At 68.6% G+C, this 22,319-nt stretch carries 21 protein-coding genes and 1 tRNA gene; 10 read left to right on the top strand and 12 right to left on the bottom strand.

Annotated features, from left to right (window positions below):
* Window positions 1–88 precede the first annotated feature (88 nt).
* The 5 genes from RKE25_RS04765 to RKE25_RS04745 form a co-directional block, all read right to left on the bottom strand.
* Window positions 89–1,372, bottom strand: coding sequence for a HAMP domain-containing sensor histidine kinase (locus tag RKE25_RS04765; RefSeq protein WP_311841114.1), 1,284 nt, complete (start codon window positions 1,370–1,372; stop codon window positions 89–91).
* A complete protein-coding gene (locus RKE25_RS04760; protein WP_311841113.1) occupies window positions 1,356–2,042 on the bottom strand; it encodes a response regulator transcription factor in 687 nt (228 codons plus the stop codon). Before RKE25_RS04760 ends, RKE25_RS04765 begins: the two co-directional genes overlap by 17 nt.
* 338 nt (window positions 2,043–2,380) lie before the next feature.
* On the bottom strand, window positions 2,381–3,259 hold the full coding sequence (rimK, locus tag RKE25_RS04755; protein WP_311841112.1) for a 30S ribosomal protein S6--L-glutamate ligase: 879 nt from the start codon (window positions 3,257–3,259) through the stop codon (window positions 2,381–2,383).
* On the bottom strand, window positions 3,256–3,708 hold the full coding sequence (locus RKE25_RS04750; RefSeq protein ID WP_311841111.1) for a RimK/LysX family protein: 453 nt from the start codon (window positions 3,706–3,708) through the stop codon (window positions 3,256–3,258). The genes rimK and RKE25_RS04750 overlap by 4 nt, the downstream gene beginning before the upstream one ends.
* A gap of 49 nt (window positions 3,709–3,757) precedes the next feature.
* A tRNA-Gly gene (locus RKE25_RS04745) sits at window positions 3,758–3,831 on the bottom strand.
* A 250-nt stretch (window positions 3,832–4,081) separates the two neighbouring features.
* Here RKE25_RS04745 and RKE25_RS04740 point away from each other — a divergent pair.
* The 5 genes from RKE25_RS04740 to RKE25_RS04720 all read left to right on the top strand — a co-directional run bounded on the left by RKE25_RS04740 (window position 4,082) and on the right by RKE25_RS04720 (window position 10,509).
* Window positions 4,082–6,478, top strand: coding sequence for a DUF6600 domain-containing protein (locus tag RKE25_RS04740; RefSeq protein ID WP_311841110.1), 2,397 nt, complete (start codon window positions 4,082–4,084; stop codon window positions 6,476–6,478).
* 96 nt (window positions 6,479–6,574) lie between these two features.
* A complete protein-coding gene (gene thiS / locus RKE25_RS04735) occupies window positions 6,575–6,775 on the top strand; it encodes a sulfur carrier protein ThiS (protein ID WP_311842331.1) in 201 nt (66 codons plus the stop codon).
* A 35-nt stretch (window positions 6,776–6,810) separates the two neighbouring features.
* Window positions 6,811–7,611, top strand: coding sequence for a thiazole synthase (locus RKE25_RS04730; protein ID WP_311841109.1), 801 nt, complete (start codon window positions 6,811–6,813; stop codon window positions 7,609–7,611).
* 119 nt (window positions 7,612–7,730) lie between these two features.
* The gene (gene trmB, locus RKE25_RS04725) at window positions 7,731–8,453 is read left to right on the top strand and encodes a tRNA (guanosine(46)-N7)-methyltransferase TrmB (RefSeq protein ID WP_311841108.1); all 723 of its coding nucleotides are present in this window, start codon (window positions 7,731–7,733) and stop codon (window positions 8,451–8,453) included.
* 238 nt (window positions 8,454–8,691) lie between these two features.
* On the top strand, window positions 8,692–10,509 hold the full coding sequence (locus tag RKE25_RS04720; protein ID WP_311842330.1) for an SLC13 family permease: 1,818 nt from the start codon (window positions 8,692–8,694) through the stop codon (window positions 10,507–10,509).
* A 26-nt stretch (window positions 10,510–10,535) separates the two neighbouring features.
* Here RKE25_RS04720 and RKE25_RS04715 read toward each other — a convergent pair whose 3' ends face one another.
* The gene (locus RKE25_RS04715; RefSeq protein WP_311841107.1) at window positions 10,536–10,877 is read right to left on the bottom strand and encodes a Rieske 2Fe-2S domain-containing protein; all 342 of its coding nucleotides are present in this window, start codon (window positions 10,875–10,877) and stop codon (window positions 10,536–10,538) included.
* 78 nt (window positions 10,878–10,955) lie between these two features.
* Between RKE25_RS04715 and RKE25_RS04710 the strand changes: the two genes are divergently transcribed.
* From RKE25_RS04710 to RKE25_RS04695, 4 genes are all read left to right on the top strand, one after another.
* Entirely contained in the window at window positions 10,956–11,225 is a 270-nt protein-coding gene (locus RKE25_RS04710) for a hypothetical protein (RefSeq protein ID WP_311841106.1), read from the top strand.
* A 92-nt stretch (window positions 11,226–11,317) separates the two neighbouring features.
* A complete protein-coding gene (locus RKE25_RS04705) occupies window positions 11,318–12,187 on the top strand; it encodes a methylated-DNA--[protein]-cysteine S-methyltransferase (RefSeq protein ID WP_311841105.1) in 870 nt (289 codons plus the stop codon).
* Window positions 12,188–12,320: 133 nt separating this feature from the next.
* Window positions 12,321–13,241 (top strand): drug/metabolite exporter YedA, encoded by a 921-nt coding sequence (yedA, locus tag RKE25_RS04700; protein WP_311841104.1) that lies wholly within the window; start codon window positions 12,321–12,323, stop codon window positions 13,239–13,241.
* An 88-nt stretch (window positions 13,242–13,329) separates the two neighbouring features.
* On the top strand, window positions 13,330–14,748 hold the full coding sequence (locus RKE25_RS04695) for a TIGR00366 family protein (RefSeq protein WP_311841103.1): 1,419 nt from the start codon (window positions 13,330–13,332) through the stop codon (window positions 14,746–14,748).
* On the opposite strand, the gene RKE25_RS04690 is transcribed toward RKE25_RS04695, so the two are convergent.
* Window positions 14,720–15,619, bottom strand: coding sequence for a LysR family transcriptional regulator (locus RKE25_RS04690; protein WP_311841102.1), 900 nt, complete (start codon window positions 15,617–15,619; stop codon window positions 14,720–14,722). The genes RKE25_RS04695 and RKE25_RS04690 overlap by 29 nt on opposite strands.
* A 95-nt stretch (window positions 15,620–15,714) precedes the next feature.
* Between RKE25_RS04690 and RKE25_RS04685 the strand changes: the two genes are divergently transcribed.
* Complete coding sequence (locus RKE25_RS04685; RefSeq protein WP_311841101.1) at window positions 15,715–17,151, top strand: MFS transporter; 1,437 nt, start codon at window positions 15,715–15,717, stop codon at window positions 17,149–17,151.
* Window positions 17,152–17,160: 9 nt separating this feature from the next.
* Here RKE25_RS04685 and RKE25_RS04680 read toward each other — a convergent pair whose 3' ends face one another.
* The 5 genes from RKE25_RS04680 to RKE25_RS04660 form a co-directional block, all read right to left on the bottom strand.
* A complete protein-coding gene (locus RKE25_RS04680; RefSeq protein WP_311841100.1) occupies window positions 17,161–17,382 on the bottom strand; it encodes a hypothetical protein in 222 nt (73 codons plus the stop codon).
* Window positions 17,383–17,548: 166 nt separating this feature from the next.
* Window positions 17,549–18,880, bottom strand: coding sequence for an ABC transporter permease (locus tag RKE25_RS04675; RefSeq protein ID WP_311841099.1), 1,332 nt, complete (start codon window positions 18,878–18,880; stop codon window positions 17,549–17,551).
* A 12-nt stretch (window positions 18,881–18,892) separates the two neighbouring features.
* Window positions 18,893–20,056, bottom strand: coding sequence for an FtsX-like permease family protein (locus RKE25_RS04670; RefSeq protein ID WP_311841098.1), 1,164 nt, complete (start codon window positions 20,054–20,056; stop codon window positions 18,893–18,895).
* A 10-nt stretch (window positions 20,057–20,066) separates the two neighbouring features.
* Window positions 20,067–20,753 (bottom strand): ABC transporter ATP-binding protein, encoded by a 687-nt coding sequence (locus RKE25_RS04665; protein WP_311842329.1) that lies wholly within the window; start codon window positions 20,751–20,753, stop codon window positions 20,067–20,069.
* A 66-nt stretch (window positions 20,754–20,819) separates the two neighbouring features.
* A complete protein-coding gene (locus tag RKE25_RS04660; RefSeq protein ID WP_311841097.1) occupies window positions 20,820–22,061 on the bottom strand; it encodes an efflux RND transporter periplasmic adaptor subunit in 1,242 nt (413 codons plus the stop codon).
* Between the last annotated feature and the right edge of the window lie 258 nt (window positions 22,062–22,319).

Below are 22,319 nucleotides of genomic sequence, written 5' to 3'. Positions count from 1 at the left end.
CCACTCCAATTGGCGCATTATCAGTCGCCATGAAATGCGCAATTCACATCTGTGAAATGACCGCAACGAGCGCCGAGGCCAAAAGGGATTACTGGAAGACGATGCTTGCGATGGCGCCGTTCGTATCGGTGCGCGGACGCATGGAAACGTCCCAGCCATAGAGCTCGCACAGACGGCGCACGATGGCCAGGCCCAGCCCCGCGCCGCTGCCGCCCGCGCCTTCGCCGCGCACGCCGCGCTGGAACAGACGCTCGGCGTCCTCCGGCTTTATGCCTGGGCCCGTGTCGATCACCTCGATGCGGTCCTGGTCGACCTTCACCGTCACCTGGCCCTCGAGCGTGTACTTGATGGCATTGCCGATGAGGTTGGTCAGTGCCACCGCGAGCACGGACGCCGGCGCGTTGATGCTCAGCGACCCATTCACCAGCAAGTCCACGCTCAACGGCTTGTCGCGCATCTGCGGGCGCTGGCTTTCGATGACGTCGGAAGCCACCTTAGCAACGTCGGTGGTCTCGCCGCGGGTCGGCCCGCGACGTTCCGCGCGCGAGAGCAGCAGCAGCGCCTCGATCAGCTCGGTAGCCTGGCGCGAGGCGCGCTCGATGCGCTTGAGGCGTTCGCGCAGCTTGTCGGTGAGGTCCGGCGAGCCCTGCAGCAGCTCCGTGGTGCTGGCGATGACCGCCAGCGGCGTGCGCAGCTCGTGACTGACGTCGGAATTGAACTCGCGATCGCGCTCAACCATCGAGGTGAGGCGGTTGGCGTATTCGTCCAGCGCGAGGGCGAGCTCGCCGACTTCGTCGTCGGCGAAGTGCAGGGCCAGCGGCTCGGCCTTGCCGTTCTTGCGGAACTCGCGCAGGCGCTGGGCCAGCTGGGTCACCGGCTTGAGCACCTTGCGCGACAGCCACATGCCCAGCACCAGCGAAAGCAGGCCGAACAGGAACACGCTGCCGATCACGCTGTACAGTAGTTGCCGTTTGCCCAGCTCGTCGCGCGAGACGTCGTACTGCACAAAGCTGATCACGCCATCTTTGCGGCGCACGGCCAGCTTGTAATGACGCGACTTGCCGTCCTGCCCAGTCTCGTACATGTCGTGCACGCCGGTCTCAAGGTTCTGCCAGGTCAGCGGCGCCTTGTAGATGGTGCGGTCGCTCCACGACGCCGCCTTGACGATGTCGAACGAAGGCGCCCGGTCCGGATGGGCCAGGACTTGCTCATTGAGACGGTCCACTTCGTCCTGCAAGGCCGAAGTGATGAGCTGGTTTTCGACGCGCTCGCGGATGTTGAGCGCCGCGAAGGCAAACAGGGCGCTTAGGCCGAAACCGAACAGCGCAAAGCTCAGGACCAGGCGAAACCGCAGCTTACGTCTGGACCGCATCCGGGTCGACCATGCGATATCCGATACCGTGCCGCGTATGGATCAGCGGCTTGTCGAAGGGCTTGTCGATCGCCGCGCGCAGGCCGTGGATGTGCACACGCAGGCTGTCGCTGTCGGGCAATTCCTCGCCCCACACGCGCTGTTCGAGGTCCTGGCGGGTGACCACCGAGGGGCTGGCCTCCATCAGCGCCTGCAGCAGCTTCAGGCCGATGGGGTTGAGCTGGATGGACTTGCTGTCGCGCGTGACCGTGAGCGTGTCCAGGTTGTAGGTGAGATCCGCCACCTTCAACACGCGGCTCTGCGGGCCCTTGCCGCGGCGCGCCAGCACTTCCAGGCGGGCGGCCAGTTCCTGCAGCGCGAACGGCTTGGTCATGTAGTCGTCGGCGCCGGATTCGAAACCGGTGAGCTTCTGCTCCAGCGCGTCGCGCGCCGTGAGCATCAGCACCGGGGTCTGCTTGTGCGCTTCGTGGCGAAGCTTGCGCGCCACGTCCAGGCCGTCCATGCCCGGCAGGGTAAGGTCCAGCACGATCACATCGAAATCGTTGACCACCGCCAGGTGCAGCCCGGTCACGCCGTCGCCGGCGAAGTCGACCACATGGCCGCGGTCTTCGAGGTAATCGCCGATGTTCGTCGCGATGTCGCTGTTGTCTTCGATCACCAGTACGCGCATACGCCACTCCGTGTCGCCGCCGGCGTGGGCCGGCCATGGCGGCAAGCTTAACAATCTGTGCCGTGGAAAGGTGGTGCCGGCCCGCCATCCGGCTGAACGCGCCGCGGGCCGCCCCTTGCCGGCGCAAAAGAAAAGGCCCGGAGGCGCGGCGGAAACCGCTCCATCCGGGCCCAAGCTACTGCCCCGATACCGTAATCTGCTGTCACTAGACCATAGCGGTTGAAGTGCCGAGCAAATTGCAGTGGGACCTTTATAGGGGCGGCGTGGTTACGGTGTGGTTAACCCGCACTCACTTCGCCGTTAACCGTTCAGCGCGTCGTCGGTGTCGCGCACCTGCGTCACTTCCGCGCGTGCCGTTCGAGATGCTTGATGATGTGCCCCGACACATCCACGCCGGTCGCCGCCTCGATCCCTTCCAGGCCTGGCGATGCATTCACTTCGAGGATCAGCGGGCCGCGCTTGGAGCGCAGCAGGTCCACACCCGCGATGCCCAGGCCGAGCGCCTTGGCGGCGCGCACCGAGATCTGGCGCTCCTCCGCGCTGAGCGAGGCCGACTGCGCCGTACCGCCGCGGTGGAGATTGGCACGGAAATCGCCCGGGCTCGCGTCGCGCTGCATCGCCGCCACCACCTTGCCGCCGACCACGAAGCAGCGCAGGTCGCTGCCGTTCGCTTCGCCGATGAATTCCTGCACGAGGAAGTTGGCATAGAGGCCGCGGAACGCCTCGATCACGCTCTGCGATGCGCTGCGCTTCTCGGCCAGCACGACGCCGGTGCCCTGGCTCCCCTCGTTGAGCTTGATCACGTGGGGCGGGTCGCCCAGCATGGCCAGCACGTCGGCCGTATCGTCCGGGTTGTCGCCGAACACCGTCACCGGCATGTCCAGGCCCTGTGCCGCGAGGATCTGCAGCGCGCGCAGCTTGTCGCGCGCGCGCAACACCGCGTCGGACGGGTTGGGCGTGTACACGCCCATCATCTCCAGCTGGCGCAACACCGCCGTGCCGTAGAACGTGCTGGTGGTGCCGATGCGCGGGATCACCGCGTCGATGTCCTTCAGCGGCTTGCCCTTGTAGCGGATGGCCACGTCGCCCGGCGCGATGCGCACATAGCAGCGCAGCGGATCGAGCACGCGCACGACGTGGCCGCGTTCGCGGGCCACCTCGACCAGGCGCTGGGTGGAATACAGGCGGGCATTACGGGAAAGGATGGCGATCTTCATGGGACATCCATGGCCGCCAGGGGATGGCGCGGCTGGGTGTAGGAAAGGGCGGGGTCCACCGCGAAGCGCCCTTGCAGCGCCGTGCGGCCCAGCAGCATGGGAAACAGCATATGCCGGCGGTCGGTGAGATTGACGTCGACGCTGAAACGGCGTCCCGCCAGCACGGCGTCGGTGCGGATGAACCAGCGCTCGGTGCTGCGGCCGCCGGTGTCCATGACCGCGCGACGATAGAGCGCCGGCGCCTCGCAATGCGTCACCATCGGGTGGCGGCGACCGGTGCTGACCGTGAAGCGGAGCCAGACGGCGCCGTCGCGCTCGAAGCTCTCCAGTTCGTCCACGTGCAGCGAGCTGCTGCGCGCGCCGGTGTCGAGCTTGGCTTTGAGCGAGACGATGCCGAGGTCGGGCAATGCCAGGCGCTCCCGCCAGCCGAGTGTGATCACATCCGCCATCTTCAGCGCGCTGGTTGGAAGAGAAAGGCTCGGTGGGGCGGGCGGGGAATGGAGCGGGTGAAGGGAATCGAACCCTCGTCAGTAGCTTGGGAAGCTACAGCTCTACCATTGAGCTACACCCGCATCGCCGGCGGATGGTAACCGGGACCCGCGCGCTTGGGAACAACCCCGCCGCACGCACCTGCCGGCCGTCGATGCCGGTCGGCACAACGCGCGATAAACCGCACATGGCGGGCCGCTGAACCGGCCAGCGGCGGTGCGCCCGCCGGCGCGCGCGGGCCGTGAAAAGCCGTGCACATAATCGGGCCGTCGGCGCCCGGACGCTTCATGCGTTTCCGCAGGCGTCATCGATGCGCACGCTCCGGAGAACGTCATGCGTCTTCCCCAAACTTTCGTGACACGCGCCTGGCCGCTGTTCGCCGCCGCGCTGCTGTGGGGCGCGGCGGGCCTTGTCCAGGCCCAGTCGCAGGCCGACGGCGAGGCGGGCGATCCGCCAGCGCGCGTCGCGCGGCTTTCCTACCTTTCCGGCGACCTGGGCCTGCTGCCGGCGGGCGCGAAAGACTGGAGCGATGCCAGCCTCAATCGCCCGCTCACCCGCGGCGACCGGATCTCGACCGGCGCGGACGGCCGCGCCGAATTGGAACTGGACGGCGGCAGCCTGCGCATGGCGCAGAACACCGACGCCGGCTTCCTCGACCTGAACGACCAATTCGCCCAGGTGGAACTCACTCAAGGCACGCTGAACCTCACCGTCCGCAACCTGGACGAAGGCCAGAGCTACGAGATCGACACGCCCACCGTGGCACTGGTGGTCGACCAGCCCGGCACGTTCCGCGTGGACATCGACCGCGACGGGCGCACCACTGAAGTCACCGCGTTCCGCGGCCGCGCCACGCTTTACGGCGAGAACAACGCGCAGCGCACGGTGAACACGGGCACGCGCTACGTCATCGGCGACTCTTCGCTGCAGCAGGTCACGCTGGAGGACATCGGCGACCGCGGCGACTCGTTCGACGACTGGTGCTATCAGCGCGATCAGCGCTACGAGCAGTCGCCCAGCCGCCGCTACGTCTCGGAAGACGTCGTCGGCTACCAGGATCTGGACCGCTACGGCGACTGGCAGACCGACCCGGACTACGGTGCGGTCTGGTACCCCTCGCAGGTGGCCGGCGACTGGGCACCGTACCGCGACGGCCATTGGGCCTGGATCGCGCCGTGGGGCTGGACCTGGGTGGACGACGCGCCCTGGGGCTTCGCGCCGTTCCATTACGGACGCTGGGCCTACGTGGGCAGCCGCTGGGGCTGGATCCCGGGTCCGGTCGCCGTGCGCCCGGTGTACGCGCCGGCGCTGGTAGCCTTCGTCGGCGGCGGCAACTGGAGCGTATCGATCGGCATCGGCGGCGGCGCGCCGGTGGGCTGGTTTCCGCTCGGCCCGCGCGAGGTCTACAACCCCTGGTACCGCGCCAGCCGCAACTATTACACCAACGTCAACGTCACCAACATCTACGTGCGCAACGTCAATCGCACGACGGTGATCAACAACATCAACAATCAATACAACTATTACCGGGACGGACGGCCGACGCCGAATGTCGGCTACGTCAACCGTGGCGCGCCGCATGCCTTCAGCGCCGTGCCGGGCCAGAGCTTCGCGAGCGCGCAGAACGTGCGGCGCAACCTGGTACGCGCGGATGCGCGCCAGTTCGCCGCTGCGCCGGTGCTGCCGCGCGGCGTGCCGATCCAGCCCACGCGCGCCAGCTTCGCCCCGCCCCGCCCGGCGAACGCGCGGCCGCTGCCGGCGGCCGGCTTCCAGCGTGAGGTGGTCGCGCGTCGCGCGCCGCCGCTCAACGCCGTGCAGCGCCCGGTCGCGGACGACGTGCGCCCGAACCGTTTCGGGCAGCGTCCCGGCGCGCCGGTGGCCACCGCGCCATCGAACGTGCGCGTGCTCGGCAACGGCGCCCCCGGGCGCCCGGTTCCGCCGCAAGGGCCGACGCGCGAGGCCGCCGCGGGCGTGCCGGCGCGCCTGCCGCCGGTGGACGACGCCAACCGTCCGGGCAACCGTCCCGCGCCAGCCGATCAGACACCGCGTCGCTTCCAGGCCGACGATCGGCCGGACTTCCGCCAGAACGCGCGCCCGGACCTGCGGCCGAACGAACTGCCGTCGGCCCGCTTCGCCCACCCGGACGCCGGCGATCGCGCCGCCTTCCAGGACCGCCGTCCGCCCCAGGGCGCGTCTCGCAGCGACACGCCGCGGAACGATACGCCGCGCCCGGGCGTGAGCTTCGTCTCCAACGCCGCGCAGGACCGCGAGCGCGCGGCGGCCGCACAACCGCAGGCCGCGCCGCCGCCCCGCAGCCTGCCGGAGGTGCCGCGCTTCAACCGCCGCGACGAACCCGGCACCGCGCCGGCCCCGGAGATGCGCCAGCCGCGCTTCGAGCAGCCGATGGCGCGTCCGTCGGAACGCCCGCAACCCGCACCCGAAAACGCTGCGCCACGGGAAGTCGAGCGCTTCCGCGAAATGCGCCAGCCGCAGCCCTCGTTCCGCCCCGAGCGCAACGAACCGCCGCAGCAACCGCGCATCGAGCGCGCGCCGCCGCAGGCGATGCCGCAACCGGTCCAGCGCGAGGTGCGGCCGGCCTTCGAGCGCCCGGCTCCGCAACCGGCGCCCCAGAGCGCGCCTCCGCCGCGTCCGCAGAACCAGCCCGCGCAAGGACAGAACCGGGGCGGCGAGCATCGCCAGCACGGCAACCGCGACGAGCGCCAGAACTGACCCCTGGCGAGAGCCCGGCCCCGCCGGGCTCTCGTTTTTCCGGGCACGATGCCGCGCTCGCTGGGGCCGGACGGCTACTGCGGCTACAATGCCCCGATGCAGATCACGCTCAATGGCAGTCCCCGCGACTGCGCCAACGGCATCACCGTCGCCCAACTGCTGCAGGAAGCCGGCTACGGCGACCGGCGCGTGGCGGTGGAAGTGAACCGCGAGATCGTTCCCCGCAGCATGCACATCCGCTGGGCCCTCGCCGAGGGCGACCAGGTGGAGATCGTGCATGCCATCGGCGGCGGCTGAGCCGCCGTCCCGCGCTCCCCGAGCAGTCGAGACCCATGAACACCAAGACCCACGACGCCGCCGACCCGCTGATCATTGCCGGCAAGAGCTACGGCTCGCGCCTGCTGACCGGTACGGGCAAGTACAAGGACTTCGACGAAACCCGCCGCGCCACGCAGGCCGCCGGTGCCGAGATCGTCACCGCGGCGATCCGCCGCGTGAACCTCGGCCAGGACGCCGGCCAGCCCAATCTGCTGGACGCGCTGCCGCCGGATGAATTCACCCTGTTGCCCAACACCGCCGGCTGCTACAACGCGGTGGACGCGGTGCGCACCTGCAAGCTCGCGCGCGAGCTGCTGGACGGCCACAAGCTGGTGAAGCTGGAGGTGCTGGGCGACCAGCGCACGCTGTTCCCCGACGTGGTCGAGACCCTCAAGGCGGCCGAGACCCTGGTCGCGGACGGCTTCGACGTCATGGTCTACACCAGCGACGACCCGATCCTGGCCAAGCGGCTGGAAGAGATCGGTTGCGTGGCGGTCATGCCGCTGGCCGCGCCGATCGGCTCGGGCCTGGGCATCCAGAACCGCTACAACCTGCTCGAGATCATCGAGAACGCCAAGGTGCCGATCATCGTCGATGCCGGCGTGGGCACGGCGTCCGATGCCGCCATCGCGATGGAACTGGGCTGCGACGGTGTGCTGATGAACACCGCCATCGCCGGCGCCAAAGACCCGGTGCTGATGGCCCATGCGATGAAGCTGGCGATCGAAGCCGGCCGTGCCGCGTTCCGCGCCGGCCGCATTCCGCGCAAGCGCTATGCCTCGGCCTCGAGCCCGATCGACGGCACGATCGGCTGAAGGCATGGAGGTTGGCGAGTAGCGAGGGCGCGAAAGCCGCCCCGCCGCCAGTATCGAAGCGATGTGGGCGCCCCGATGGGCGTCCTTCCACGAACAGCCCGCCACCTCCCAGGCCTTGCATGAGCGACCGTCCCGAAGACCACGAGCACGAAGACCCGGCGTCCGGCCCGTACCTGCGCCGCATTCGCAGCTTCGTGCTGCGCGAAGGACGCATGACGCCGGCGCAGCAGCGCGCCTTCGACGAACACTGGGCCCGCTTCGGCATCGACTACACCGGCACCGCGCAGGACTACGCCGCGCGCTTCGGGCGCAAGGCCCCGCTGGTGATGGAGATCGGCTTCGGCAACGGCGAGGCACTGGCCTGGGCCAGCGAGCACGACCTGGCGCGCAACTATCTCGGCATCGAGGTGCACGGTCCGGGCGTCGGCCGCCTGATGAACGCACTGGCCGCACGCGGCGCTTCCAACGTGCGGATCTACAAGCACGATGCGGTGGAGGTGCTCGAGCACGAGATCGCGCCCGGCACCTTGGCGGAAGCGCGCATCTGGTTCCCCGACCCGTGGCACAAGAAGCGCCACAACAAGCGCCGCATCGTGCAACCCGAGTTCGTCGCCCTGCTCGCCTCGCGCATGGCGCCGGGCGGGCTGCTGCACCTGGCCACCGACTGGCAGCCGTACGCCGAGCACATGCTCGAGGTGATGGAAGCCGCGCCGGACTGGCGCAACGACGTCGGCCCCGGCCAGTACGCCGAGAAGCCCGCGTGGCGCATCGAAACCCACTTCGAGCGCCGCGGCCTGAAGCTGGGCCACGGCGTGTGGGATCTCCTGTACCGCCACGCCTGACCGTCGCCCCACGCCGTCGTTCCCGCGCCGTCGTCCCGGGCGCGTGTACGCAGCCACGCGCCGCCCACGTCCCGGGGACGGCTCCGATTCACCAGCATGGTGGTCGCGACGCTTATACTCGCGGACCAGAACTAAGGACGGGTCTTCGCCGCGTGACGCAAGCCAAGTCCAACCGCATCCATCGTCGTCCACGGGTTCGTAAGGAAGCCGGCTAGTGGGACTATCGCTCACCCCCGAAATGATCCTCGTGCTCGGGCTGGTGGGCTTCACCATGCTGATGCTGGTGCTGGAGTGGATCCGCGCCGACATGGTGGCGCTGCTGGTGGTGGTGGTGATCGGCCTCACCGGCCTGATTCCCTCCGACCGTGTGTTCAACGGCTTCGCCGGCAACGCGGTGATCGCCATCATCGCGATCATGATCATGGGCGCCGGCCTCGACCGCGCCGGCGTGCTCGGCCTTACCGCCAACTTCGTGATGCGCATGGCGCGCGGCATGGAATCGCGCCTGGGCGTGGTGGTGAACCTGGTCACCAGCCTGTTCAGCGCGGTGATCCCCAGCCAGGCGCTGGCCGCCCTGATGATTCCCGTCACCAGCCGCCTGGCCGCGCGCACCGGCGTGCCGCTGTCGCGACTGCTGCTGCCGATGGCGTTCTGCATCCTCACCGCGACCAACACCACGCTGATCGCCAACTCGCCGCTGATCGTGCTCAACGACCTGATCGCGAGCGCGAACGCCAACCTGCCGCCCGGCGCCCATACGATTCCGAAGTTCGGCCTGTTCAGCGTGACGCCCGTGGGTCTCGCGCTGGCGCTGGCGGGCGTGCTGTTCTTCTACCTGTTCACGCCCAAGCTGCTGCCGGAGCGCGAGGACGAGCGCCTGAAGGTGACGCCCGGTCGTACCGAAAGCTACTTCGCCGACACCTACGGCATCGGCGGCGAGACGGCGGAACTGACGGTCACGGCGGAAAGCCCGCTGGTGGGGATGAGCATCGGCGAAGTCGAGCAGCTGTACGGCGCGCCACTGATCCTGGCGATCAAGAGCGGCACCGAGGCGCGCATGGCGCCGCCGGTGGACCACGTGATCTGGGTGGGGTCCGTACTCGGCGTGCTCGGCCCGCGCGAGCAGCTCAACCAGTTCGCCAACAATCAGTTGTGCAAGCTGTCGCCGCGCATGCGCCAGCTGGGCGAGCTGTTCAATCCCACCCGCGCGGGCATTTCCGAGGCGGTGATCCCGCCCAGTTCGCGCTTCCTCAAGCAGACCGTCGGCGAGCTGCGCCTGCGCAAGCGCTATGGCATTTCCGTGCTCGCGGTGAACCGCGGCGACCAGGTGTTCCGCGACGACGTGCGCTCGGTGAGTCTGCGCGCAGGCGACACGCTGGTGCTGCACAGCAGCTGGCGCGATCTGGGCCTGGCTTCCGAGGACAAGGACCTGGTCGTCGTCACCGACATCCCGAAGGAAGAACAGCGCCCCGGCAAGATCTGGCAAGCCGTCGGCTTCTTCGTGCTGGCCAAGTGCCTGGCCCTGTTCACCCATCTGGACCTGTCCGTGGCGATGATGACCGGCGCCATCGGCATGCTGCTCACCGGCGTGCTGAACATGGACGAGGCCTACAAGGCCATCAACTGGAAGACGATCTTCGTCACCGCCTGCCTGATTCCGCTCGGCTGGTCCATGGATGCCACCGGCACGGCGGCCTGGCTAGCGCAGGAGGTGCTGCAGCATCTCGGCAACGCTTCGCCCTATGTGCTGCAGGTGTCGCTGGCGATCCTCACCCTGCTGTTCTCGCAGGTGATGTCCAACGTCGGCGCCACCGTGATGATGGTGCCCATCGCGATCAGCGTGGCTGTGGCGACCGGCGGCAATCCGTCGGCCTATGCGTTGATCGTCGCCGTATCGTCCTCCAACACCTTCCTGCTGAGCTCCGGTCACCCGGCGCTGATGATGGTGGCCGGCCCCGGCGGCTATCGCGGCAAGGATTTCCTGCGCGTCGGCCTGCCGCTCACCGCGATCGTGCTAGTGATCACGCTGATCGCGATCAATCTGATGTTCCGCTAAGAGCCGCCGTTGCGCTGAGGCTCGGCTCAGCCGAGGCGCACTTCGCCATCGATAACGGCCACCGGCACCGACCGCAGGTGTTCGCCGCGGCAGGGACCGCCGACGCACAGGCCGTCGCCCGCCTGGAAGCTGGCGCCGTGGGCCGCACAGATCAGCACGTCGTCCTTGAGCAGGAACTTGCCGGGCGCCCAGTCCAGCCGCCGCCCCGCGTGGGGGCAGATATTGAGATAGGCACGCACTGCATCGCCGCGGCGGAGCACGATGAGGTTTTCCTCGCCGTCCCGGAGCGCGACATCCACGGCGATCGCCTCGCCATCGGGAATGTCGTCCAGGCGGCAGAGCGGCGAAGCGGGGGTGGCTGTATCCATCGGCACTTGTCTCTCGAGGGCGGAAGCCCCATCGTTACGCACGTAAGTCATTGATTTTACCATACGGATTTTTAACACATGCGCTTCACGCTGCCGTCTCCGCGTCGTTCCCGCCATCCGCTGGTCCGTGCCCTGTCGCTGCTCGTCGGTGTGGCACTGGTGGGCGTGCTGTTGGTGTTCGGCCTGGTCGTGGCCGGCGTGCTGCTGGTCGGCGGCGGTCTGCTGCTGGCCGTGCGCCACTGGACCCGCAAGGGTAGCGCGCCGCGCCCCGTCGCGGGTTCGCGCCAGCCGGAAATCCTCGAAGGCGAGTTCGTCGTGCTTCGCCAGACCGGCCCGGCCGCGCGCTGAGCCGTCACGAACCGGGCTTCCGCGCAAAAACCGGATAGTCCCGCGCGGGCCAAGGCGTCTAGCCTGACGACATGGACATCCGCACCGCCCCCATGAAACCCCGCCGCACCACCGAGACCGCCCTGGAGCACGTCCGCGCCCTGATCGAGCGCGCGGAGCAGGCGCCCGGACTCGAGCAGCTGGCCGAAGCCGCCGGACTCAGTCCCACCTATCTGCAGCGCGCCTTCCGGCGCCGATACGGCGTGAGTCCGGCGGAATACCATCGCGCCCGCCGCTTCGGCCAGTTCAAGGCTTCGCTGCGCGAAGGCGCCGCGGTGACTGATGCGGTCTACGAGGCCGGCTTCGGTTCCGGCAGCCGCGTATATGAGCACAGCAACCGTCTGCTAGGGATGACCCCGGCCAGCTACCGAGCCGGCGGCCTGGGCGCGAGCATCCGCTACACCACCACCGAGACGCCGCTGGGCCGCCTGCTCGTAGCCACCACCACGCGCGGCATCTGCGCGGTGACGCTGGGCGACGACGATGGCGACCTCGTGCGGCAGTTGAGGAATGAATTTCCGCGCGCCGAACTGGAACGCGTCGATGCCGGCCGGGAAGAGTGGCTGGACGCGGTGATCGCGCGCATCGCTGCGGAACTCGGCTGGAGCGATGCGGCCGCGCCGGAGCTTCCGCCTTTGGACATCGCGGCGACCGCCTTCCAGTGGCGGGTGTGGGACGCGCTGACGCGCATCCCCGCCGGCAGCACCCGCAGCTATGGCGAGATCGCCGCGGAGCTGGGCATGCCCAAGGCGGCGCGCGCCGTGGGCCAGGCCTGCGGCAGCAACCGCGTCGCCCTGATCGTCCCCTGCCATCGCGTGGTCCGTGAGGATGGCACCACGGGAGGCTGGCGCTGGGGCGTGGAGCGCAAGCGCGACCTGCTGGCGAGCGAGCGGCGCCACGCCGCTGTGGCCGAGGCGGGTTGAAGCGGGAGGCGCCGCCTTGACGGTGCCTCAAGGCAGCCTTGCAAAGCGCTCACTACTCGGCCATTCCGCAACGCATTATCTTGCGTAATCGTTAGACTAGTCGCCGCGCCCCCTCTTTCGCGCCTTCCCCGCCATGACCGACCAGTCCGTTTCCGACGCCGCTCGCGCGGCGCAAAGCCCGTTCGCCGACGCGCGGATCATGATCCCGCTGGCGCTGTTCGCGCTTTACATCATCTGGGGCTCCACCTACCTGGGCATCCGCTATGCCCTGGACAGCTACCCGCCGTTCCTGCTGGCCGGTATCCGCTTCCTGGTGGCCGGCGTGCTGCTGTTCGGTTTTCTGCGCCTGCGCGGCGCGAGCGCACCCACCGCGCGCCAATGGCGCAACGCGGCGATCACCGGCGTGCTGCTGCTGGGTTTCGGCAACGGCCTGGTGTGCTTCGCAGAACAGAGCGTGAGTTCCGGCGTCGCCGCGGTGGCGGTGGCGAGCATGCCCCTGTTCGCGGCGCTGTTTTCCGGCATGTACGGGCAGTGGCCGACCGGGCGCGAAGCGCTCGGCCTGGTGATCGGCTTCGCCGGCGTGGTGGTACTGAATCTGGGCAGCAGTCTCTCGGCCTCGCGCCTGGGCGCGCTCGCGCTCATCGTCGCGGCGGCGAGCTGGGCCTTCGGCTCGATCTGGAGCAAGCGCCAGGACATGCCCGCCGGCCCGATGAACACCGCCGCGCAGATGCTGTGCGCCAGCGTGGCCCTGCTGCTGGTGGGCTTCGGCACCGGCGAGCACCTGCCCGCGCATCCCACGCTGCGCTCCACGCTGGCCGTGGGTTATCTCGTGCTGTTCGGATCGCTGATCGCCTTCAGTGCCTACCTGTACGTGCTCAAGCATGCGCGCCCGGCCATGGCCACCAGCTACGCCTACGTCAATCCGCCGGTGGCGGTGCTGTTCGGCGTGCTGTTCGCCGGCGAGCACGTGGGTCCGTACGACCTGGCGGGCATGGCGGTGATCCTGGTCGGCGTGGCCACCATCACCCTGTTCAAGCAGCGCGCGAAAGCCTGAGCGACAGGCGGCGCGGGGCTGCGACCAAGATCGTATTGCCCCGGCCGGTCACGCGGCCCACCATCGCCCCCATTTGGGGAGGGTGCCCATGTCGTCGACCGCGAACGAAGGCGCGCTGGCCCGCGCGGCTCTGCGCAGTTCCGCCTGGGCTGAGCGCTGGTTCCCCGATGCCTGGGTGTTCGCCGCGCTGGGCGTGGCCCTGGTCGCGGCGGCCGCATTGGCCTTCGGCGCGACGCCGGTGGTCACGGTCAAGGCCTTCGGCGACGGCTTCTGGAGCCTGATTCCCTTCACCATGCAGATGGCCTTCGTGGTCGTCGGCGGTTACGTGGTAGCGACCGCGCCAGTGGTGGCGCGCTTCATCGACGTGCTGGCGCGGGTGCCACGCACAGGTCGCGGCGCAGTGTGCTACGTGGGGCTGGTGAGCATGCTCGCCTCGCTGCTGTCGTGGGGCTTCTCGCTGGTGTTCGGCGGGCTACTGGTGCGCGCGCTGGCGCGTCGCGCCGAGTTGCGCATGGATTACCGCGCCGCAGGCGCGGCAGCCTATCTCGGCCTGGGCGCGGTATGGGCGATGGGCCTGTCCTCGTCGGCCGCGCAGCTGCAGGCCAATCCCAAGAGCATGCCGCCGGGCCTGCTCAACATCACGGGCGTACTTCCCTTCAGCCAGACCATTTTCCTGTGGCAGTCCCTCGTGCTGACTGCGGTACTGATCGCCGTGTCGCTATTGATCTGCTGGTTCACCGCGCCCTCTGACGCCAGCGCACGTACGGCGGAAGATTTCGGCGTGACGGAAGCCACCGCGACCCCACCGCTGCCTGCGCGCACCCGCCCCGGCGAATGGCTGGAATACAGTCCGCTGCTGTCCGTGCTCATCGGCCTGCTCGGCCTGGGCTGGCTCGGCTACGAGTTCGCGACCAAGCCGGCCGTGTCGGCCATCGCCAATCTCAACACTTACAACTTCCTGTTTCTCACCTTAGGGCTGCTGCTGCACTGGCGCCCGCGCAGCTTTCTGAATGCGGTGGCCCGCGCAGTGCCGAGCACGGCGGGCGTGCTGATCCAGTTCCAGCTCTACGGTGGCATCGCGGAACTGCTCACCCATGCGCCGGGCTTCGCCGGCGAGACGCTGGCGCACCGGCTGTCCGGCCTGTTCGTGCACGTGGCCTCCACCGACACCTTCGCCCTGGTGATGGGCGTGTATTCGGCCGTGCTCGGCTTCTTCGTGCCCTCGGGCGGCGGCAAGTGGCTGGTCGAAGCGCCCTACGTCATGCAGGCAGCCAACGACCTGCACGTGCACCTGGGCTGGGCGGTGCAGGTCTACAACGCCGCCGAAGCGTTGCCGAACCTGATCAATCCGTTCTGGATGCTGCCGCTGCTGGGTGTGCTGGGCCTGAAGGCGCGCGATGTGGTCGGCTTCACCTTCATCCAGCTCGTGGTGCATGTGCCGCTGGTGCTCGGCTTGCTGTGGCTGCTCGGCATGACGCTCACGTACGTGCCGCCAGTGATGCCGTAGCGGCGACGCTGGCCTTCAGCGCGGCGGCGAGGACGCGCACCGCCTCGCGCGTGCGGGGATCGCCCACGCGTTGATGCAGCACGATCCGCGTCAGCGGCAGACGCGGCAGCCCCAGGGCCTCGCCGACATCCACGATCGACGGCGGGCACACGCGCCGTGGCAGCGGCGCTACCGCCAGGCCCGCGCAGGCCGCCGCGACCACCGCCGGAAGGCCACCGCCGACGAACACTTCGGTCCACGCCACGCCTGCGTCGTCCAGCGCCTTCAGCGCCATGGCGCGCACCGCGCACGGAGCGGCCAGGGCGGCGAGGCGCAACGGCTCGCCGGCAGGCTGCTGCCAGTTCGGCAACGCGTACCAGGTGTACGGCTCGGTAAACAGCAGCTCGCCGCCGGGGCGCCCGTCGGCGCCGCAGACAATGGCCGCATCCAGTTCGCCATTGTCGAACGCGGCGATCAGGCTGGCGGACGAGCCGATGCGCACTTCGATGCGCAGCGAACGGTCGTAGGCGCCCACCTTCGCCAGCAGGTTCGGCAATTCCGTGCCGGCCGACTGGTCGCTGATGCCCACGCGCAGACTGCGCCGTTCTTCGACGTGCCCGTGCAGCGCCCGCTCGTGCGCCTCCAACAAGTCGCGTGCCGCATGGAGGAACGCCGCACCTTCCTGCGACAGCCGCACGCGCCGCGGCGTGCGTTCCAGCAGCCGCCGGCCGAGCCGCTCCTCCAGCCGCTTGAGCTTCAGGCTGACGGCCGATTGCGTGGTGTCCAGCGCCTCGGCCGCGCGGGTGAAGCTGCTGAGATCGGCCACCAGGACGAAAGCCTGCACGGCATCCAGGTCCAGGGGCCGGACCAGACCATGATTTTCGTTCGTCATGATTGAAATATCCGTCGATCAGTTTTTCTTATCTTAGGTCCGGACTAGCATCTCCGCCATTCCCCAAACGACGCTCCGGCGTCGAGGAGACCGACATGACCCCGACCGACGCGGGCGACCCGCGGCGCTGGCTGGCGTTGCCCGTGCTGCTGGCCGGCGCCTTCCTGCCGCCGCTGGATTTCTTCATCGTCAACGTGGCGCTGCCTTCGATCCGCGGCGCATTGCATGCCACCGCGGCGCAGACGCAGTTCGTCATTTCCGCCTACGCGGCGATCTACGCGGTGTGCCTGATCACGGGCGGCCGTCTCGGCGATCTGTTCGGACGGCGCCGGCTGTTCCTGCTGGGTATCGCCGGTTTCGTGCTGGCTTCTCTGCTGTGCGGACTGGCCTGGTCGCCGGAGGCGCTGCTCGCCGGGCGCCTGCTGCAGGGACTGGCGGCGGCCGCGCTGGCGCCGCAGGTGCTCGCTTCCATTCGCGTGATGTTCCCGCTGGCGGAACAACCACGAGCGCTCGCGCTGTATGCGGCGACCTTCGGTCTTGCCGCGACGCTGGGCCAGGTGCTAGGCGGCGTGCTCATCGCCGCCGGATGGTGGGGCTTGAGCTGGCAATGGATCTTTCTGGTGAACCTGCCGGTCGGCGCCGGCGCCTTGCTCGGCGGCCTGCTGTTCCTGCGCGAATCGCGCGAACCGCACGCGACGCGGCTGGACCTTGGCGGCGTGGGGCTGTTGTCGCTCGCACTCGCGGCCCTGGTCTATCCGCTGGTGGAGGGCCGCGAGCAGGGCTGGCCGCTGTGGACCGTCGCCATGCTCGGCGCTTCACTCGCGCTGTTCGCCTCCTTCCTGCGATTCGAAGCAGCGGTCGCCCACCGCGGCGGCACGCCCTTGGTGGACGTGAGCCTGTTGCGCCATGGCGATTTCGCGCTGGGCATCGTCGTCACGCTGGGTTTCTATCTCACGTCGGCCTTCATGTTCACCTTCGCGGTCTACTTGCAAGGCCTCGGCTGCGACGCGCTGCACACCGGGCTGGCGACGTTGCCGTTCACCCTCGGCTATCTGCTCGCCTCGGTCACCGCCGCGCCGGTGATGCGAAGCTTGGGTCGCGCCGCCCTGCCCCTGTCCCTCGCCGCTCAGGCCGCGGGCTTCGCGCTGCTCATCGGTGCGGTGAAGAACCTCCTGCCCACCCCGGCGCTGATGGTCGCGCTGGCCCTCGCCGGGATCGGCTTCGGCATCGCCTTTCCTTCGCTGATGCGCACAGTGCTGGGCAGCGTCCACGCGCGGCATGCCGGGCTGGCTTCCGGCGTGGTGATCACCGCGCTGCAGATCAGCGCCGCGCTCGGTGTCGCAGTGATCGGCGGCGTGTTCTACAGCGTGCTCGGCACGGCACGGTACCCCGCCGGCTACGCCCACGCCTTCGCCACGGCGCTGGGCTGCAACGTGGTCGCGTTGGCCGTCATCGCGCTGCTCTCTACGCGTCTCGGGCATGGCCATGCGGCGGCCGGCGGCGTCGCCGTTCCCGTGGCGCCGGAGGCGTAACGCGCAGGCTTATTCGCGCCAGGCCGGCTCGCTGCGCTGTTCGAAGTGCTCGTAGGCGGTGATCAGGCCGCCGAGCACTTCGGCCGACGTCTCGAACAAGGCCTGCGCCTTGGGATCGGACACCTTGGCGATGTCCTCGCGGATGTGCTGCATGGAGTCGTGCAGCATGCCCTTGATCTTCGCCGTGTGGTGGCGCGGATCGCTTTCGGGAAGTGCTTGGCGGTCGTTCATGGCAGTACTCCCGCCGCATGGCGTGAGCGCCGGCGGCTATCGACGTTTTATGCCGACGATAACCTTCGGCGATGACGGCACAGTCAAATCCATGGCAAGAAAACCTGGCCGTTCATACGACGAGGGCCGCATGCGCGGCCCTCGTCATTGCTACCGAAGAAAGCGCTCAGAGCTCGCGCAACGCTGTCGTCACCGGCAGCCGCGCGGCACGCACCGCCGGGAACAGGCCACCGACGAAACCGATCGCCAACGCCCACTTCACGCCGGTCCACAGCAATGCCGGCGATACGCGGAACTCGAACGTCAACTGCCCCACCGAGCCCTGCGCGAGGGTGGATGCGGTATAGCCGTTGAAGATCAGCCAGGCCAGCGCGCCGCCGATCAGGCCACCGAGCAGCGCCAGCAGCATGGTCTCCAGCATGATCGCCACCACCACCGGCAGCCCGCGGAAACCGATCGCGCGCAGCGTGGCGATCTCGCGGGCACGTGAAGCCACCGCGGCGAACATGGTGTTGAGCGCGCCGAAGAGCGCGCCGATGGCCATGATCAGGCCCACGGTGATGCCGATGCCGCGGATGACCTTGCTGGTGCCTTCCGACTGCTTGCTGAAGTAGTCGAGCGTGGTGCTGGCATCGACCTTCAGACGCGGGTCTGCCTTCAGGGTGGACTCGAACGCCTTGAAGCCGCTCGGATCGGCCAGCTTCACTGTCACTGAGGCGCGACTGCCGCCGCGGCGATAGGTGTCCGCCACTACCGAGGCATCGCCCCACACTTCCGACTCCAGCGCATCGCCCGATGCGAACACGCCGACCACGGTCCACTGCTGGTTGCCCAGCTTGATCTCGTGGCCCGGTTCCAGGCCGGCGAACTGGCGCTGCGCGCCCTTGCCCACCACCAGCTCGCGCATGCCGGGGTTGAACGGGCGACCGGCGACGATCTTCAGGTTGGGGCGCAGTTCCCACGCATGTTCGCTGACGCCGCGCAGCTGCACGCTGCCTTCGTCATCGGCGCCTTTGCCGCCTTTCACCGGAAGGTTCGCCGCCACCACGATTTCAGGCGAGGCGATCGGATCGCCCTTGGCGTTGCGCGCAATGCCCGCGGTCTGCGGAATCACCACCACGCTGTCGCGGTCGAGCACGGACATCACCTCGCTCGCCGAACCACCGCGCATCACGATGACGGTATCCGTACTGCCGGTCTTGCGCAGCGTTTCCGCATAGCCCTCGCCCATCGCCAGCAGTGCGACGAGCACGCCGACCACGCCGGCGATGCCGATCACCACCACCGCCGACGAACCGAGCCGGTCCCGCAGCGTGCTGATGCCCACGCCCGTGACGGAGGCCGCCTGCCGGCCACGCCGGGTGAAGGCCATCCACAACGCGAATAGCACGGCCAGGCCGGCCACGAATGGCAGCGGCAGGTTGACCCATATCGCGAGGCAGACGATGACCAGGACGAACAGGCCGAGGCCCACCAGGAAATTTCGAGATTTGGACATGGCGGCGGCTCCTCAGCGTCCTGCCAATGCATCGACAATGTTCAGGCGCATCGCGCGCAGGGCCGGCAGCGCCCCCACCAGCAGGCCGATCAGCACCATGAACCCGATGCCGAGCGCCCAGCTTCCGGCGGTCACGCCCGGCAGATTGAGCATGCCGCCGCTGCCCTTGCCCAGTACCGGAATCAGCAACGAGGCCAGCCCCAGCCCGATCACGCCGCCGATCAGCAGCAGCAGGATCGACTCGGCCAGCACCATGGCGAGCACGGACGGGCTGGAGAAGCCGATCGTCTTCAGTACCGCCAATTCCGACGTGCGTTCGCGCACCGCCTGCATCATGGTGTTGCCGGACAGCAACAACAGGGTGAAGAACACCGCGCCCATGATCGAGCCGACGATCAGGCCGATGTCGGCCATCTGCTTCATCCACGACGCAGTGGCGGCCTGCTCGGTCTGCGTGCGGGTCTCGTGGTCCGAGTTGGCCGAAAGCGCGTCGATCGCCTTGGCCACGCGGTCGGCCTGGTTCGCGTCATTCACGCGCGTGACGTACCAGCCCACCGTGCCGCGGTTGTACGGCGTGCCTTCGTCGAAGTACTTCCAATGCATCAGTACCAGCTGGTCGTACCAGGCGGCGCTGTTGTCCTTGGCCTTCATGGTGCCGACGATGTCGAAGCTCCAGTTCTTGCTGCCGTCGCGCAGCGGGAAGATGGTCGACTGCAGCGGAATCTTGTCGCCGACTTTCCAGCCGAACCGCTGCGCCAGCTTCTCGCCCACGATCAGGCCGGTCTGCGTGCTCTCGAAGGCCTTGCGCACCTGCGGGCTGACTTCGACCTCGGGGTATAGGTCGAGGTAGTTGTCGCTGACCGCGAAGCTGAAGACCTGGTTGTGCGGATCCTGGTAGGCGCCGCCGAACCAGTTCGCATAGGCCACCGACTTCACCCCGGATACCTGTGCGATCTGGCTGTTGAGGCCCTGCGGCAAGGTCTGGATGAACGACAGCCGCGAACCGGTCTGCAGGCGCTGCGCGCCGTTGATGCTCTGGCCGGCCTGGTTGAACGATGTGCGCACCGCGTCGAGCATGCCGAACAGCAGGAACGCGGTGACGATCGACACCAGCGTGAGGATGGTGCGGGTTTTGCGCCGGAACAGCGCCGCCCAGATGAGATGGAGATATTTCATCGCGGCGTCCTCACACCAGTGCCTGCTCGACCAGCGTGCCCTTGTCCAGATGCAGCGTGTGGTTGGCGTACTCCGCGGCCTTCGGGTCGTGGGTGACCATCACGATGGTCTTGCCATGCTCGCGGTTGAGCGCACGCAACAGGCCCAGCACTTCCTCCGCCGACTGGCGGTCGAGGTCGCCGGTCGGCTCGTCGCAGACCAGCAGGGTGGGGTCGGAGACGATGGCGCGCGCGATCGCCACGCGCTGCTGCTGGCCGCCGGACAGCTCGCTCGGCTTGTGCGAGGCGCGCTCCTCCAGGCCCACCAGCTTGAGCGCGATGGCGGCATTCTTGCGCCGCTGCGCGGCCGACAGCTTGGTCAGCAGCAGCGGCAACTCCACGTTGCGCTGCGCGGTGAGCATCGGCATCAGGTTGTAGAACTGGAACACGAAGCCGACGTTGGCCGCGCGCCACTTCGCCAGCGCGCCGGCACCGAGCTGGTCGATGCGCTGGCCGCCGACGCCGATGCTGCCCCCGCTCGGCGTGTCCAGGCCGCCGATCAGGTTGAGCAGCGTGGTCTTGCCCGAACCGGAGGGCCCCATCAGCGCCAGGAAGTCACCCTCGGCGATGTTCAGGTTGATGTGATGCAGCACTTCCACTTTCTGCTTGCCGCGCTCGTACACCTTGGAGAGGTCGCGGACTTCGATCAGCGTGCCCATGCTCATGCCTGTTCTCCTGAAAACTGCGTTGACCTTCGACGTTGTCGTGTCGCGGCGGACCGCGACCTAGGGAGTGGCCGCGCTCTTCACGCGCGCGCCGTCTTTCAGTTCTTCCGGTGGCGACACCACCACCGCCTCGCCGGCTTGCACACCCGCCGGCAGCAGGCGCATCTCGCCATAGGCCTGCGGCGCGGGCTCTACCGCACGCTGGTGCGCGACGTCGCCGCTCACCACGAAGACGGTGTCGTGGCCGTCGCGCTGCGCGATGGCGCCGGCCGGCACCAGCACGCCCTTGGGCGGTTGCGCGGCCTGCTTCGGCGCGGCCTGCTCAAGGAAGGACACGCGCACGCCCATGTCCGGGACGATGCGCGGGTCCTTCTGGTCCAGCGCCACGCGCACCTTCACCGTGGCCTTGCCGCGATCGGCGGCCGGCACGATGGCGATGACGTGCGCGGGGATCTTCCAGTCCGCATAGGCGTCGAGCACGGCTTCAGCCGGCATCGCCGCCTTGACGCGGCCGATGTAGGCCTCGTTGACGTCGACGTCGATCTCCAGGGAATCCATGTCGACGATGGTGCCCACGCCGGTGCGCGTGAAGCCGCCGCCGGCGGACAGCGGCGAAATGATCTCGCCCACCTGCGCGGCCTTGACGGTGATCACGCCGGTAAACGGCGCGCGCACCACGGTGTAGTCGAAATTCACCTGCGCCTGCGTCGCCTGCGCCTGGGCGGCGGCGGCAAGCTTGCGCTGCGCGTTGAGCTGGGCCTGCGTACTGTTGACCAGCGTGCGCGCCTGCTCGTCCTGCTGCCTGGAGACCAGGCCAGTGGCGACGAGCGTACGCAAACGCGACGAATCGGCGCGGGCCTGGTCGAGCTGCGCCTGCAGCTGAAGGATCTGTGCCTCGGCGGCCAGCGCGTTGGCCTTCGCCGAATCGAGGGCGGCGCGATAGGCGTTGTCATCCAGGCGCGCCAGCACCTGGCCTTTCTCCACGCGGTCGCCTTCCTCGAACAGCACCTCGGTCAAGGTACCGGTGATCTGCGCCGAAACGGTGGCCTGACGGCGCGCGGTGATGTAGCCGGTGGCCTGCAGCACGGCGCCCGGGCCGGGACCCGCCGCGCTCGGCGCGACCGCGGCCGCGGTCTGCACCTCGATCGCCGGGTGTCCCCACAGCATCCAGCCCGCCGCGCCCGCCGCCAGCAGCACGACCACCCCGCCCGCGATCCACGGCCAGCGCCCCGGTCCCCGGCCAAGGTCTTCCCGCTGGTCGCGCTCGATGCGCAGTTCCTTGAGCAGTTCCGCGTTCTTCACACTCGTTCCCCTGCCGGTCCCACCGGCTACCGATGGATCGGCACGATGAAGCAGCAGCGCAAAAGCTTGCAGAGCGCCTCATCAGCCGATGGCGATGACAGCTGTCACACGGGCGGAAAAATCCCGGTCGTGCGGCCGTGTCTCCCCTGACGTCGAACGGCGCCGTCCGAAATCGACACGGATATAGCGCGATGCGGCACGAGGGTATAGCTGACGCGGCACCTATCCCTGCCGACAGGACGGCGAGGCTGTTACCCT

It is taken from the genome of Dyella sp. BiH032, assembly GCF_031954525.1.
In the GTDB taxonomy this organism is placed as follows: Bacteria; Pseudomonadota; Gammaproteobacteria; order Xanthomonadales; family Rhodanobacteraceae; genus Dyella_D.
This window is presented reverse-complemented; position numbering and strand designations above follow the sequence as displayed.

Bases quoted from the DNA above. Each gene is read 5' to 3' on its own strand.
- RKE25_RS04720 (WP_311842330.1), top strand. From the start codon at position 8,692: ATGATCCTCGTGCTCGGGCTGGTGGGCTTCACCATGCTGATGCTGGTG.
- RKE25_RS04690 (WP_311841102.1), bottom strand. From the start codon at position 15,619: ATGACGAACGAAAATCATGGTCTGGTCCGGCCCCTGGACCTGGATGCC.
- RKE25_RS04705 (WP_311841105.1), top strand. From the start codon at position 11,318: ATGAAACCCCGCCGCACCACCGAGACCGCCCTGGAGCACGTCCGCGCC.
- trmB (WP_311841108.1), top strand. From the start codon at position 7,731: ATGAGCGACCGTCCCGAAGACCACGAGCACGAAGACCCGGCGTCCGGC.
- RKE25_RS04750 (WP_311841111.1), bottom strand. From the start codon at position 3,708: ATGGCGGATGTGATCACACTCGGCTGGCGGGAGCGCCTGGCATTGCCC.
- RKE25_RS04680 (WP_311841100.1), bottom strand. From the start codon at position 17,382: ATGAACGACCGCCAAGCACTTCCCGAAAGCGATCCGCGCCACCACACG.
- RKE25_RS04715 (WP_311841107.1), bottom strand. From the start codon at position 10,877: ATGGATACAGCCACCCCCGCTTCGCCGCTCTGCCGCCTGGACGACATT.
- RKE25_RS04730 (WP_311841109.1), top strand. From the start codon at position 6,811: ATGAACACCAAGACCCACGACGCCGCCGACCCGCTGATCATTGCCGGC.
- RKE25_RS04670 (WP_311841098.1), bottom strand. From the start codon at position 20,056: ATGAAATATCTCCATCTCATCTGGGCGGCGCTGTTCCGGCGCAAAACC.
- thiS (WP_311842331.1), top strand. From the start codon at position 6,575: ATGCAGATCACGCTCAATGGCAGTCCCCGCGACTGCGCCAACGGCATC.
- RKE25_RS04710 (WP_311841106.1), top strand. From the start codon at position 10,956: ATGCGCTTCACGCTGCCGTCTCCGCGTCGTTCCCGCCATCCGCTGGTC.
- rimK (WP_311841112.1), bottom strand. From the start codon at position 3,259: ATGAAGATCGCCATCCTTTCCCGTAATGCCCGCCTGTATTCCACCCAG.
- RKE25_RS04685 (WP_311841101.1), top strand. From the start codon at position 15,715: ATGACCCCGACCGACGCGGGCGACCCGCGGCGCTGGCTGGCGTTGCCC.
- RKE25_RS04760 (WP_311841113.1), bottom strand. From the start codon at position 2,042: ATGCGCGTACTGGTGATCGAAGACAACAGCGACATCGCGACGAACATC.
- RKE25_RS04665 (WP_311842329.1), bottom strand. From the start codon at position 20,753: ATGGGCACGCTGATCGAAGTCCGCGACCTCTCCAAGGTGTACGAGCGC.
- RKE25_RS04765 (WP_311841114.1), bottom strand. From the start codon at position 1,372: ATGCGGTCCAGACGTAAGCTGCGGTTTCGCCTGGTCCTGAGCTTTGCG.
- RKE25_RS04675 (WP_311841099.1), bottom strand. From the start codon at position 18,880: ATGTCCAAATCTCGAAATTTCCTGGTGGGCCTCGGCCTGTTCGTCCTG.
- RKE25_RS04695 (WP_311841103.1), top strand. From the start codon at position 13,330: ATGTCGTCGACCGCGAACGAAGGCGCGCTGGCCCGCGCGGCTCTGCGC.
- yedA (WP_311841104.1), top strand. From the start codon at position 12,321: ATGACCGACCAGTCCGTTTCCGACGCCGCTCGCGCGGCGCAAAGCCCG.
- RKE25_RS04740 (WP_311841110.1), top strand. From the start codon at position 4,082: ATGCGTCTTCCCCAAACTTTCGTGACACGCGCCTGGCCGCTGTTCGCC.